Genomic DNA, 12,946 nt, shown 5'->3' with positions numbered 1-12,946 from the left:
GGGATGATGCTGATTTGAAAGGTTGGCAAAGCCCGCATTGGGCTTGTTGTCGCCTTTCGTTACTTTTCACATTAATGACCGGTGGCAGCCCAAACCGGACATTCAACCCAGGACTTTGCAATTCCGGCTTGGCGGGCTTTTTGGTCGAAGAAATTTCTTGCACCAAGGTGCTGAGCCCAAAAAGTTAACAAATCAGACCGTTCCTCTAAGCCGATGTTTTTCCTATGGTTGGTAAGAAGTACCAAGTCGGGAGGTCTTAATGAAAAAACTTATCTCAGTAACGGGTGCCGTCTGCTTTGCTTTCACTGGAGCTTGGGCCGACGAACATACCCCGCCCAACATTCTTGTCATCATGGCAGATGACGTGGGTTGGGCGAGCGTCGGCGTTTACCACGGAGGTGTCAAAAGCATCGAGACGCCGAACTTGGATCGCCTCTCCTCTGAGGGTGCTCGTCTCACAGATTATTATGCCGAGCCAAGTTGTACTGCCGGTCGATCAGCTTTCATGACCGGACAATTGCCAATACGGACTGGTATGCACACGGTTGGACTGCCGGGAGATCCGATAGGTTTAAACCCAGATGACCCAACGCTTCCGATGTTCCTGAAAAAGTTGGGGTATACGACGGGGCAGTTCGGAAAAAACCACCTAGGCGATCTCAATGAGTTCCTACCGACTACAAAAGGTTTCGACGAGTATTGGGGCTGGCTGTATCACTTGAATGCTATGGAATATACGTCTGATCCGGATTGGCCAGACGACCCAGAATTCAACGCGCAATTTGCGCCTCGCAACATCATTCATTCATTTGCAACAGAGGAAGTAGACGAAACAGTCGACCCGCGATTTGGAAAAGTCGGGAAGCAGCGCATTATTGATGACGGGCCTGCGCCTCCTGAGCGCCAAAAGACTTTGGATGACGAAGTGACATCTTACACGAAGGACTTCATTTCTCGTGCAGTAGAGTCGGACACTCCGTTTTTTGTCTGGATGGCTCCAGCCCGTGCACACGTCTGGACCCACCTCAGCCCCGAATACGAAGCTATGTTGGGCAATGGGCGCGGACTTCAGGATGTTGTCATGAAGGAGTTGGACAACAACGTTGGTAACGTTCTCAGCCACCTTGAGGATCTAGGAGTTGCCGATAATACCATAGTGATGTTCACCGCCGACAATGGCCCGGAAACACTGACGTGGCCTGATGGTGGTACGACACCGTTTCATGGGGAAAAGGGTACTACTTGGGAAGGTGGCTTTAGAGTTCCTGCGATTATTCGCTGGCCGGGCAAAATTCCAGAAGGTCAAGTCTTGAATGGCATCTTCAGCGGAATGGACTGGATGCCAACATTTGTAGCTGCGGCTGGAGGTCCGACAGATCTAAGAGAAAAGCTCCTAGAGGGATATGAAGGCTATAAAGTGCATCTCGATGGCTACAATCAACTATCTTACCTGACGGGTGAGGATGAAGAGAGCAATCGCCGCGAGCTGATTTACTATCAGGGTACGGACCTCCAAGCAGTACGCTACAACGATTGGAAAGCGCACTTTGTCGTTCAAAACCACGGCTGGTCAGGCCCGAAGGAAGAACTGGTCGCCCCCTTGCTTTTCAACCTCCGCCGCGATCCCTACGAAAAAGCTGCGGAGGAAAGCGGTATGTACGTCCGCTGGATGGGTGAGAAAATGTGGGCATTCGGCCCAGCCGCCCGGTTAGTGCAGGCACATCTCGCTACTTTCGAGGAGTTCCCTCCGCGCGGGAAGCCGGTCGCCAATCAAGACCATGTTGAAGAACAAACATCAACCGAAGGCGGCATCTCTCAGTAGAGGAAGCGAGTCAACCAATACGCCTTTCCCACCGCAGCGTGGGCATCCGGCTCGGATCATCGGATGCCCAAAATAACCGACTAGGAATTTCGCAAAAAGCGAAACCTCTACGAGAAGGAGTCCTCCATGAGTGCTAGATTAGTCCTTCTGCTTGCGGCCGTCGGCCTCGTGCCAATTGCGTTGTCATACGGTCTGATGCCCGGCCGTTCGATCCCAGTTTTGCTGGGATTTCCAGTGGAAGGGACGAACCAAACCCACGTGTTCCGAGCGATTATGGGTCTTTATCTGGCAAACGCTTTGTTTTGGTTGGCAGCCGCTTCAAAACCAGAATTACAACGCCCCGCGCTGTGGGTTCTTTTTTTGTTTATGTCAGGACTGGCCGTTGGGCGCATACTAAGCATCCTTATCGATGGAGTTCCGAACGGGATACTTCTCTTTTATCTTGCAGCCGAGATAGCTTTTGCAGCTCTGGCGGCGGTTTCTCTTAAAAAAGTACGGTGAAATAGGAAGTAGTAAAATGGTGAGGTTTGGCTTTGTTTTCTCGATGATTGCAACTCTATCAGTTTCGACATCCGCTTTTGCACAATCTTCATCTGCCCAGACTGCGGTGGACGAAAACTTCTTAGGGATTGAGACTGCCGTTGCCGAAGCGGGAGCTACTCCAATCGCATCGATAGATCACGCGCGCCTGGCCAAAGCCGAAGGCGTAGAAATGCCAGCATCTCGCGTACTCATTTTCTCTGTTCCAGAGATAAACACGCCCATTCTGAAAGGGAACGTGCGAGCAGGACTGGACCTTCCTTTTCGCGTACTTTCCTTCGCTCAGGATGGTGGCCCACAGATCTCTTACACAGACTCGCAATTTCTCAAAGTCCGGCATGGACTCACGGACGCTTCTTCGTTGCGTGCGTTTCAGAGTAAGATGCTCGAAGTTCTAAACGACTTGGAAGCAACACCAGCGCCGACCAACGGGTTGTTTGCCGACTACGGGATCATCGAGCTGCGATCTCAGCTCAGCGTACCAGAGGCAGTCGAACGTCTCAGGACAGCCGTGATGGGGCAGGACGATACTGTCTGGTTTGGAGAAATCGATTTTGCGGCCGAAGCGTCCCAACTGGGGACGGAGCTGCCGGATGCTGTTCTCTTACTGTTCGGCGGACCAGCGCCCGGTGGTGTGGCTATGGCGGACTTTCCGACAATTGGTTTGGATGCCTTTTGCCAAAAACTATTGGTTTATGCGAATGAAGAGGGCGGCTCCGTAGTCATTTTCAATGACATCGCTGCCTTGGCGGAGTTGCACTACGGTTCTTCAGCCGAACCTCATCACGGATTGAACAAACGGCTGACCGAGACATTTCGCAAGGCAATTGAGTAGCCGCTGTTAGGAAAACGCAAAAAACCTTTGCCGATTGGCCATCTTTTCGTCGTCCGCTTTGGGTTGATTTCAGCGGTTCTCAACGCAACAGGCCTACCACGCTTTGGGCCGTTCGTTAGACTTTGCAAAGGCCGCTTTCTGCGCATTGCTGTCATTGGGGCATAGAGCAGCATCGGTCAAAGTGGGCTCCGAGCAGCCGTTCGCCGCTCTTTGCATGAGTGACCGCTTCGCGGACTTTGCTGCCAATTTGAACATGTATCGCTTGTTCAGCATACGGTCTAAAGCTGACTCAGCGTTAACTGAACCATAACGGCGTGAACAGCTCAAAGCCCCAATGCCGGCCACGACACAATTGCGAGTGGGACCCAGATTGGAGAGGTCAGTACTGCTGCTGAAGTTATAGCTAGATTTTTACCTATGTGCTTTTCTCGGAGCTCATCGGCCGGTTTCGTGCTTTGGCCTGATGCAATCAGCTGTTCGCGCATGAATGCGGTTTCAGCTTTTTGCGCCTTTGTCTCGCATGCGGTTACAACAATACAGATAAGAGTTATTTGAATAGTCTTGCTCAGCATTTCTCATCTCCCTTTGCTGGTAATTGCTAAAGTAAAAGATCGGATAGGAAGCATCTCTCGAACCGCAAACATTTAATATTAAAGTAAAAATCCACACTGGAAGGTTTCACGTCATCCATTCCTATAATGGAATAGTGTTTTATGTTTACTTGTTGGTCCGCCGCTGATTGACGATCGATGCAGATAATCAAGTTGAATTCAGAGCAGGCCTTCGATTTTTAATGCGGCGACGAAATCCGAGATGAAATTTCGACCGATTGATGCTCCTGGCTCATCGTCAAACGCAACTGTTCCTAAACCTGTTTCTTCATACCAAACCAAGTTGCCATTGGAGTTCAGGGCTAGCCGGTAGCAACCATTTAAAATTAGGTTTTTTGTGTCGCTTAAAACTAAACGCGCGAAGCTAGCGCTATGAACCGTAACGCTGGATTCCAAGTTTCCGGTAATGGAAATTGGATCAAAGTTCATGGTCGTTACAACAGTGGTTTTACCGTCAATGACTGTGTACTTTCCGTGAAGAGTAAGTATCGGGCCAGCCTTGCCAAAGTTTGTGCTATTGAATGGTTTTAACTCGAAGACTTTTACCCCGGCCTTTAACAACCTCGCACGATACTGGGAGTATCCACCATGCACGGACACATGGTTGGTCGAAGCTAAGGAATTGGTCACGACTTCGACCCGAATGCCCTTGTCGCTCAACCGCTCCAGAAGACTGGCGCCCTTGTCCGTTGGAATGAAGTAGGGTGTGACAATCAATACTTTTTCTGTCGCTCGAGCGATCTCGTCGTAGTGCGATTGCGAAACGAGGTATCGACGCTCAAATTTATGCCTACGTATTTTTCCCGGAACGTCCGATACAAAAGAAACCTTGGCGCTAATTCCATCGTTCTTCAGCGGTCGTCTTTCAGATGGTTTTTGCAGGTCCCGATATGTTCCTTGCCACGCTTCTTCTGCCCTTCGGCGTGCGGTAACGCGAAGATCATCGAGGCCGACCATTGGAGGCAGCAACTGAAGGCTAGAGATGTCTTCGCTCCATTTATCGGTCCAGTAGAGCTCGAATGCTTCAGAAATGGCCTTCACTTTCTCGCCGCGAACCCCAATTTCGAAATCAAGGAACTTGGAAGTGCCGTTATCTGCGAAGTACTCATCAGCGATATTTCTACCTCCAATAATTGCGTAGAGGTTATCAGAGATTTGAAATCGGCTATGCATTCGCCGTCGGCTTTTTTCGTAGTCAACTATAAAGGAAAATAGCGTCGGGCTAAGGCGCGAGTATGGATTGAAAACGCGGACTTCAATGTTGGGGTGATTGTCTAGCGCAAAGAACTGATTTGCGGTTCGTCGATTGAACAAGTCATCGAAGAGCAATCGGACATTTACTCCTCGATCAGCCGCATTCAGGACTTTGCTTACAAATAGATGACCGGCATCGTCTTCTCGCAGAATGAACAGGCTAACATCAAGTGTCTTTTGAGCCTGATCAATGGCGTTCAAACGGTTACCCAACGCTTCCAATCCGTCTCGGAGCGGTTTGACTAATGCATCGGATGTTTTTGTTTTCACCTCAACGTTTAAAGATTTTTTGACGGGGGTGTAGGGAGATATTTGGGGCATTGAGCGTGAAACCATTGGTGATGTTTCAACGAACAAGGTGCACGCGCTCAATGTTAGGAAGAGCGCCCCTGCGCAGAGCGACGTTCCGTCAATTTGTCTAAGCAAGAAAACTTTGAAAACGCGAAGTGCCCCAAACATCTTTGAACTCACTTAACATTTATTGATCACTGATTATTTATCATATGTTGAAAATAATCAATGATCAATATATAATATATAGAGGATATTAATTATACAGTTTCAGAGGTTTAAGTGGCAAGGAGATCAGACCATACCCGTGCAGAGCTTAGGGAAATGATTTTAAAATCGGCAACGAAACTAGTTGCGAGCGAAGGTCTCGAAAAGCTGACAATTAGGCGTATCGCTAGGGAAATTGGGTACACATCAGGGACGCTTTATCTGATTTTTGAAAATCGCGATGATCTAATTCTGGAATTGCACGTCAACACATTGCGGAGCCTTCACACGTATTTGTCGGGCGTGATCTTGGATGGCTCGCCCGAGAAGGCATTGACGGAGTTAGCGAAGTCCTATTTGGAATTTACTCAGAAAAACTCCAACCTTTGGAGCGCAGTGTTTGAACACAAGTTGCCACCGGGAAAGGTAACTCCCGAAAAATACGATCGTGCCATTTTCGATCTTATTGATATTGGTGTCGCGGCAATTCGCCCATTGTACCCAGAGAGCCATGTTGATGAAGCCATTCATGACGCTCGTGTTCTTTGGGCTTGCCTCTATGGAATCGCCGCCCTTGACGCCTCAGACAAGTTATCCCGATATGAAACCTCGGAGTCGTATATCGAGTCTTTAATGAAGAATTACGTAACCGGGATTAGAAAGAGTATGCAAGAAAACGAGATATGACCAATGTATGAGGTCGTCTCTTCGAGAATAACAGCCAGGCTTTCCCTTCCATTAGTAAACTTTGATCAATGCAGGTCGAAAAACAGTTTACGTCAACTTCAATCGTCCACTTGGGCTCAGAGCTGCCTATCCTCACAGCTTGTATGATTAGCTGGTTGGCAGCCCATGCCGGTCCTTCTCAACAAAGTCGCCATTCGTCACCAAGCATTCCAAATCGAAGTTCAAGGCCGATTTCTCGTTGGGCGTCGAAGCCCCCCTGATCTTATCAAGCTGGCTTAATCAATGTTCCCAGATATTCTCGAGTATCGGCGTCCCACGAACTAGGATCTTCTCCATGGGCGACTACCGCGTGCAGTTCCATGAGTTTCCATACTTCGTCCTTAGTCGCTGCAACCACTTTGCCTGGGCAGGCCTCCATGCCCTCGCAGTCCTTGCAGGCATATGAATAAACAGTGTTCATCGCTTTCTCCTCCGTTCGCTCGGAAAGTTGGTTAGAACTCAGGAAACGTCGGCAGCCCGTCGTCGAGTTTTATCCATGGCTGCTGATGTGAGACGAAGACGTGGGCCTTGGGTTGCGCAATCGATGGGTCGTCCAACGTCACAGCAGAAAACCAAGCGTCAGCGCTCCAGTCTTGGCCCTCACCTTCATTTAAGGCGGCATAGGTCAACGTCGTTCCACAGTCCCGACAAAACCCGCGGCGAATACCCGAAGTTTTCTCAATGTGATGGATTTCGCCTTTGATAACGGCGAAGTCTTCGGCGGCTACCTTAGCCCAAGTTACAAAGGCGCCACCAAGGGCCATTTGGCATGAACGACAATGGCAATGTCCCGACCAGACAGGTGGTGTCGCGATCTGGTATCGAACAGCACCACAGTAACATCCACCTTGAAATTTATCCATCGTATCAAGATCTCCTGGCATGCGGCTAGGCTGACATCCGCGATGAAGCCCATACCCAACTTTTTTGGAGCATATAAACAAATTTCGATATGAATATTGTCAGGAAAACCGATATCATTCGACTCAAATAGTCTAACCGAACATTAGAAAAACTACAGTATGGATTGGTTGCACCTTCCCCCGATGAACGCTTTGCGCGCCTTCTCAGCGGTTGCGGAAGCTGGGAGTTACACCGTGGCGGCTGAACGCTTGAACGTGACCCAAGCGGCTGTCAGCCAGCAGGTTAAATCGTTGGAAAGGCATTTGGGTGTAGCTCTCGTTACCAGACGTGGGCGCGGCATTGAGTTGACAGAGCCAGGTATCATTCTTGCACGTGAACTGGGTATCGGCTTTGAAATCATTGGAAGGGGTGTCGAACGACTGGCAGAACACACAGCGCAGCGTCCCGTTCAAGTGACAATGGCACCAGCATTCGCGGTGGAGTGGCTGTTGCCGAGAATGGCGGAGTTTCAACGTGAACATCCAGAGATCACTTTGATGCTGAACCCAACTTCGGAACTGGTTCAGATAAGACCAGGCGGAATCGATGTCGCCATTCGGTATCACGACAGACGCATGCCGAGAAAAGAAGAGGATACTGTCCTTGTTTCCGACATGGTCGTGATCGGAGCACCTTCACTGGTGGAAGGCCAAGATCTGCGTGACCCGGCCTCTTTAACGAAGCTGCCCTGGTTGCAGGAACTAGGCACCAACGAGGCGGCTGACTGGTTCACCTATCATGGGGTCGTACCTCCCGAGCCATTGACCATAAATCACATGCCTGGGAACCTGATCATGACTGCGGTTCGCCGGGGTGACGGCATCACGTATTCTGCCAGAGCTTTTTTCGAGGACGATCTGTCATCTGATCGGATGATTGAGTTGTTCTCTGAGCCACTCTTCGGCGTCTATTACATCCAGACACAAGCAGAATTTCAGCGTCCCGAGGCTAAGGTGTTCGTCAACTGGTTAAAATCTCAGTCGCAGGTCGTATCGAGACACACGTCCGAAAACTGATCTAGTTACAGTTGGAAACCTTCGATCCAGGCTAGGCTCGAGGCTGTCGCGTAGCTTATTTGCCCGAAGTGGAAATCAAGTGATCAACAACGTACTCCGCGTCCTCGCCCACGCCATAAAACAGGCCTGACCCTTGTGTATGCATCCAATGCAGTCCGCAGAAGTACAGGCCATCTACATCTGTAATACCTCGCTCATATTGCGGATAGCCACTCTCATCGAAGACCGGCAAGTCGATCCATCCAAAATCGCGGTGAAACCCTGTTGCGTATATTACGGTTGAAACATTTGCTGCAGCCAAGTCGAAGAACGGTAGTTCAGGTTTGGGCTGCCAGTTGATCGGGACAACAATTTCCTTGGGATCATCGAGTCCATTCTCTGCAACGAACGTGTCGATGCTCTCCATTTCCGCGCGACACACATCGTCCACTGCCTTGAGCGTCTCTTCAAGTCCGCCTGCCAAAATCAGGCACCCGTCTTGAACACCCTCTACCTTGCTGTGTAGCTTGACCCCGTCGAGCGCCATCTGGCGCAGATCAATTATACGACCACCGTCTCGCCCAGATAGATGTGGATGGGCTTTGAACCGGATAGCTGTCCCTTTGGGATGGTCTTTTACCGCAATGTTCATGTACCCAGTCGCCAAGTCCCATTCAAAAATGTCGCGCCCCCTATAGCGACGTGGGATGCGGCCAGCACTGCCCACTGCAAGATGCACGTCGCGCCCGGATAAATGCAGGTCCTCAGCGACCTGACACCCTGACTGACCACTTCCAATGATGAACACCGCACCATCCGGTAGGCTCGCTGAGTTGCGATAGTCACACGTATGTATGCCAGTAACTCTTTCGGGCAGATCGTAGTGCCAACTTGGTATATTCGGGTGTTGATGCGTGCCAACGGTGACGATCAAGTTCTGCGCTCTGATTTCGCCATCTGATGTGGTTAGTTTGAAGCGACCCAGTCCTGCACTTGCCTCAATTCTAGCCACCTCGACACCCGCTCGATATGGCGGACCAAAACTTCTCGCATAGTCTTCGATGTACTTGACGATCTCATCGCGGAGCATGAAACCATCGGGATCATCCCCATCGTAATGGAAACCTGGAAGTCGGCAGAGTTTGTTAGGAGAGACCAGGCAGAACGAATCCCAGCGGTTACGCCATGTATCGCCAATCTGCCCGCGGTCCAAAACAACGTGATCATGACCAGCCTGCTTCAAGTGCCAGCTAACGGAAAGCCCAGCTTGACCTCCGCCCACAACCACAGTGTCAATCAGGGTGTACATAACAGCAAACCTCTCTATGAAACTCTATCGGCGACAGCTAGTTGCTTCAACGTATCAATGTCCGCTCAGGGCTCAGTTCGGTAGTTGGCGGCGGCGTGTCAGAATGGTGGTTTTGGACAGTCCGTACAAGGGAGAGTGGTGCGGGGGAATGGACTTTTACCGCGAATCTGGACGCATTAGGCAACGCAGGAGCGTACCAACGGATCGAAGACAAATGTTCTGATAGCACGACATGCTTCACGCCTGTCCTAAGCGACGCTAGTCTCCCGTCATAGCAACGCTGAAAGGAGCCGCCCAATGTCCCTCTTCTCTAAACTCTTCGGTGGTGGTGAAAAGTCGGAGCTGGAGCCGGTCTCTTACAGAGGGTTCGAAATCTTTCCGGACCTGATGCCCCAAGGTGGCAAATACCGCCTTTTAGCCCGTATCGAAAAGACCATCGACGGTGATCGCAAGACCCATACAGTGATCCGGGCGGATGTTTTTGAGACCCGGGATCAGGGCGAAAGCTTCAGCATCGCAAAGGCGAAACAGGTGATCGACGAGCAGGGCGAACGCATTTTCGATTAAGCAAACAGACAGCCTAATGTAAGCGATGCAATCGACGGATGGTTCCGCAAAGTAGACATCCGCCCCGATTTGGCGAACGAACGCTAAGCAGGCCAAGCAGTCATTGGAAGTCTTTGATACCCGATACATGCAGCTGCCTTCCGAGGCCCAATTTCGACTATTTTGCGGCCTGTGGTACGCTGTTGCATTTATTGTAGACAATTGGGGGCTGAAGATATGTGGAACATGGAACAGTTTGTAGCAGACTGCCGGACCGCGGTGGATCAGGACACGTCTCACAAATCGGTGGCTGAGGTGGTGGACCGGGCGATGCGCGATCCTGCGGGCGTGACGCAAGCCTTGGGAGAGCCGACCGAAAGCGGTATCTTTCCCATTTACAAGTCGAGTGATCTGACAATCGTCAACGTCGTCTGGAAGCCGGGAATGACAATAATGCCCCACAATCACGAAATGTGGGCCGTAATCGGCATTTATGGTGGTAGAGAAGACAACATTTTTTGGCGGCGCGTGGCAGATGACCCTGAAGGACGCATTGAAGCGGCAGGGGCTCGAGCATTGTCGACGGGTGAATTTACTCCGCTTGGTAAGGACCTCATTCACTCGGTTACAAACCCTATCCCCAAGTTGACCGGAGCAATCCACGTATACGGCGGGGACTTTTTTGAAGCTGAGCGAAGCGAATGGGATCCTGAAAACCTGACGGAACATGCGTATGACATGTCGAAGGTTCGCGCATTATTCGAGGACTAGTTTGCAGTTTGACAATCTGCGCTGACAATACTTGAGGCATGTTCCATCTATACGGCAGGCTTCGCTGATTGCCGATTACTATCTCGTTGAATTGACACGGGGTGATGATCTCGGATTATGGACAGATGAGAAAATTACAACGCCCCCCGAAGCCTCGGCCGCGCCCATTTCTTCCCAATCCGGACCGCTACGAGCAAATGGTCTATCGCCGTTGTGGGCAGTCTGGCATAAAGCTACCCGCGATAAGCCTTGGGCTATGGCACAACTTTGGTGGGGATACCCCGCACCAGACAAAGCGCGATCTCTGCCGCACTGCTTTTGACTTGGGTATAACGCACTTTGATTTAGCAAATAACTATGGCCCGCCGCCGGGATCGGCGGAAGAAGCATTCGGTGAAATTTTGAAAACTGATTTCGCAGGCTATCGGGACGAACTCATCATATCTACCAAGGCAGGGTATGATATGTGGCCGGGCCCCTATGGGGAGTGGGGATCACGAAAGTACCTTGTGGCCTCTTGTGATCAGTCGCTCAAGCGGATGGGGCTAGAATACGCAGATATCTTTTATTCCCACCGCTATGATCCAGATACCCCTCTGGAAGAAACGATGGGAGCCCTAGACTATATAGTGCGCTCTGGGCGCGCACTTTACGTCGGAATTTCAAGCTACAACTCGCAACGAACGCGCGAAGCGCTGGCCATCTTGAAAGACCTTGGCACACCGTGCCTGATCCATCAGCCGTCGTATAACCTACTCAACCGTTGGGTTGAGCGGGACGGGCTGTTGGATACGCTTGACGAATTGAACGTGGGATCGATTGCGTTCACGCCACTTGCCCAGGGTATTTTGACATCGAAGTATCTGAACGGCATTCCCGAAGACAGCCGTGCAACCCAAGGCAAGTCTCTATTGGACGGCATGATCAACGAACGTTCACTGACGAGTGTCAGGGCTCTAAACGACATAGCGGCGTCACGCGGTCAATCATTAGCTCAGATGGCGCTTGCTTGGGTGCTGAGAGGTGACCGGATTACGACAGCCCTAATTGGCGCTTCGCGACCTGAGCAGATCGTGGATTGCGTAGGTGCGGTCCGGAATTTGGAATTTACCGAAGCGGAACTCGCCAAGATTGACGAGGTCAGTTCGGAAGAGGAAATCAATCTCTGGGCGCGATCCTCGGAAACGGAGTAGAATTGTTGACCACTGATTTTTGGTGCAAGCAGGTTTTTCTGCGTAATCGCTTGGCGTTTCTGCTTTGGGCTCCGAGCAGCCGTTCGCCGCTCTTTGCATGAGTGACCGCTTCGCGGACGATGCTGCCGTTCGCTGCGTGGCGGCGCCAATCGTCTCGGTGGTTGTCAGCTTTGCGGACGAAGCTGGCATCGCCGACACTAGACGCATCATTCCTTTCCAGGCTGTGCCGTTGGCTGATGCCCTCGATGATTTTACTATGTCGGCGCGGAACAGCGGAGTAAGCTGCCGATCTTTATTGGGCATGAAAAGAGGTCGGTATGGAATATCGGATAGCTTCGGTTACCGAAGTAGACGACAAACCCGCATTCGAAGAACTTCTGACCGAGTATTACGCCGTCGTCTTTCATAAACTGGCCTTGGCAGGCGGGTCTGCGAGAAAAGAACCAAAAGATATGGCATCATCCGTTCTGGCAAATATTCAGACGTTCTTGCCGCCAACCGGCCGCCTCGTTCTGGCATATGGTGAACAAAACCGCCTTGTGGGGTGTGGCACGCTGCAACAGGCCCGACCAGATGCCGGAGAGCTAAAGCGTCTTTTTGTTCGACCGGAAGCAAGTGGAAACCGCCTTGGCCGAGCTTTGGTCGATGCACGGATGGAGGCCGCTCGGGAGATGGGTTGGCGCACCCTTTTGGTGAATACTGTAAAAGGCAATCAAGATATGCTCCGCATCTATGAGCGCATCGGCTTTAGATTCATCGAAAGATACCCGGAGTGTTCCGATCCCATCGAGCTAACTGACTACTTTGATTATATGCAATTCGACTTTTATTAAGTTCTGCTCTGCCCGCTTCGGGCTCTGAGCGGCCGCTACGGTCAATCATGAGAGACGTCCGGTATGAGATGGCGGACGACTGCGGCCGTCCGCCAAGGCCTCAGATGTCG

Annotated in this window: 15 protein-coding genes; 10 read left to right on the top strand and 5 right to left on the bottom strand. The window is 51.0% G+C overall.

What is annotated here, in order from left to right; genetic code table 11:
• From ACR0NZ_RS20155 to ACR0NZ_RS20140, 4 genes are all read left to right on the top strand, one after another.
• On the top strand, positions 1–188 hold a 188-nt coding region (locus ACR0NZ_RS20155), incomplete at its 5' end, for a hypothetical protein (RefSeq protein WP_480521431.1).
• Positions 189–259: 71 nt separating this feature from the next.
• Positions 260–1,822: an arylsulfatase gene (locus tag ACR0NZ_RS20150; protein ID WP_480521429.1), complete on the top strand. Its 1,563-nt coding sequence runs from the start codon at positions 260–262 to the stop codon at positions 1,820–1,822.
• A gap of 126 nt (positions 1,823–1,948) precedes the next feature.
• Entirely contained in the window at positions 1,949–2,323 is a 375-nt protein-coding gene (locus tag ACR0NZ_RS20145; RefSeq protein ID WP_480521427.1) for a DUF4345 domain-containing protein, read from the top strand.
• A gap of 16 nt (positions 2,324–2,339) precedes the next feature.
• Positions 2,340–3,197 (top strand): DUF302 domain-containing protein, encoded by an 858-nt coding sequence (locus tag ACR0NZ_RS20140; RefSeq protein WP_480521425.1) that lies wholly within the window; start codon positions 2,340–2,342, stop codon positions 3,195–3,197.
• A gap of 323 nt (positions 3,198–3,520) precedes the next feature.
• On the opposite strand, the gene ACR0NZ_RS20135 is transcribed toward ACR0NZ_RS20140, so the two are convergent.
• On the bottom strand, positions 3,521–3,769 hold the full coding sequence (locus ACR0NZ_RS20135) for a hypothetical protein (protein ID WP_170668966.1): 249 nt from the start codon (positions 3,767–3,769) through the stop codon (positions 3,521–3,523).
• A 198-nt stretch (positions 3,770–3,967) separates the two neighbouring features.
• Positions 3,968–5,521 carry a phospholipase D-like domain-containing protein gene (locus ACR0NZ_RS20130; RefSeq protein WP_480521423.1) on the bottom strand — a complete coding sequence of 518 codons (1,554 nt, stop codon included), beginning with the start codon at positions 5,519–5,521 and terminating at the stop codon, positions 3,968–3,970.
• A 114-nt stretch (positions 5,522–5,635) separates the two neighbouring features.
• On the opposite strand from ACR0NZ_RS20130, the gene ACR0NZ_RS20125 reads away from it, so the two are divergent.
• The gene (locus tag ACR0NZ_RS20125; protein WP_480521421.1) at positions 5,636–6,247 is read left to right on the top strand and encodes a TetR/AcrR family transcriptional regulator; all 612 of its coding nucleotides are present in this window, start codon (positions 5,636–5,638) and stop codon (positions 6,245–6,247) included.
• A 265-nt stretch (positions 6,248–6,512) separates the two neighbouring features.
• On the opposite strand, the gene ACR0NZ_RS20120 is transcribed toward ACR0NZ_RS20125, so the two are convergent.
• Together ACR0NZ_RS20120 and ACR0NZ_RS20115 are read right to left on the bottom strand one after the other, a co-directional pair.
• Positions 6,513–6,707: a DUF1059 domain-containing protein gene (locus tag ACR0NZ_RS20120; protein WP_170389176.1), complete on the bottom strand. Its 195-nt coding sequence runs from the start codon at positions 6,705–6,707 to the stop codon at positions 6,513–6,515.
• Positions 6,708–6,738: 31 nt separating this feature from the next.
• Positions 6,739–7,149 carry a GFA family protein gene (locus ACR0NZ_RS20115; protein ID WP_480521418.1) on the bottom strand — a complete coding sequence of 137 codons (411 nt, stop codon included), beginning with the start codon at positions 7,147–7,149 and terminating at the stop codon, positions 6,739–6,741.
• Between the two features lie 159 nt (positions 7,150–7,308).
• Between ACR0NZ_RS20115 and ACR0NZ_RS20110 the strand changes: the two genes are divergently transcribed.
• Positions 7,309–8,205, top strand: a complete 897-nt coding sequence (locus tag ACR0NZ_RS20110; protein ID WP_480521416.1) for a LysR family transcriptional regulator — start codon at positions 7,309–7,311, stop codon at positions 8,203–8,205.
• Between the two features lie 55 nt (positions 8,206–8,260).
• Here ACR0NZ_RS20110 and ACR0NZ_RS20105 read toward each other — a convergent pair whose 3' ends face one another.
• Positions 8,261–9,493, bottom strand: coding sequence for a flavin-containing monooxygenase (locus ACR0NZ_RS20105; protein ID WP_170602010.1), 1,233 nt, complete (start codon positions 9,491–9,493; stop codon positions 8,261–8,263).
• 297 nt (positions 9,494–9,790) lie between these two features.
• Here ACR0NZ_RS20105 and ACR0NZ_RS20100 point away from each other — a divergent pair, with 297 nt between their 5' ends.
• The 4 genes from ACR0NZ_RS20100 (at position 9,791) to ACR0NZ_RS20085 (ending at position 12,836) form a co-directional block, all read left to right on the top strand.
• On the top strand, positions 9,791–10,060 hold the full coding sequence (locus ACR0NZ_RS20100) for an HlyU family transcriptional regulator (protein WP_170645251.1): 270 nt from the start codon (positions 9,791–9,793) through the stop codon (positions 10,058–10,060).
• 225 nt (positions 10,061–10,285) lie between these two features.
• Positions 10,286–10,810, top strand: coding sequence for a cysteine dioxygenase family protein (locus ACR0NZ_RS20095; protein ID WP_480521414.1), 525 nt, complete (start codon positions 10,286–10,288; stop codon positions 10,808–10,810).
• 125 nt (positions 10,811–10,935) lie between these two features.
• Positions 10,936–12,003 carry an L-glyceraldehyde 3-phosphate reductase gene (gene mgrA / locus ACR0NZ_RS20090; protein WP_480521433.1) on the top strand — a complete coding sequence of 356 codons (1,068 nt, stop codon included), beginning with the start codon at positions 10,936–10,938 and terminating at the stop codon, positions 12,001–12,003.
• A 317-nt stretch (positions 12,004–12,320) separates the two neighbouring features.
• Positions 12,321–12,836, top strand: a complete 516-nt coding sequence (locus ACR0NZ_RS20085) for a GNAT family N-acetyltransferase (RefSeq protein ID WP_480473656.1) — start codon at positions 12,321–12,323, stop codon at positions 12,834–12,836.
• The last annotated feature ends 110 nt before the right edge of the window (positions 12,837–12,946 follow it).

It is taken from the genome of Ruegeria sp. AE3 (genome assembly GCF_056542225.1).
Note: the sequence above shows the minus strand (reverse complement) of the source record. Positions and strands in the feature narration are given on the sequence as shown.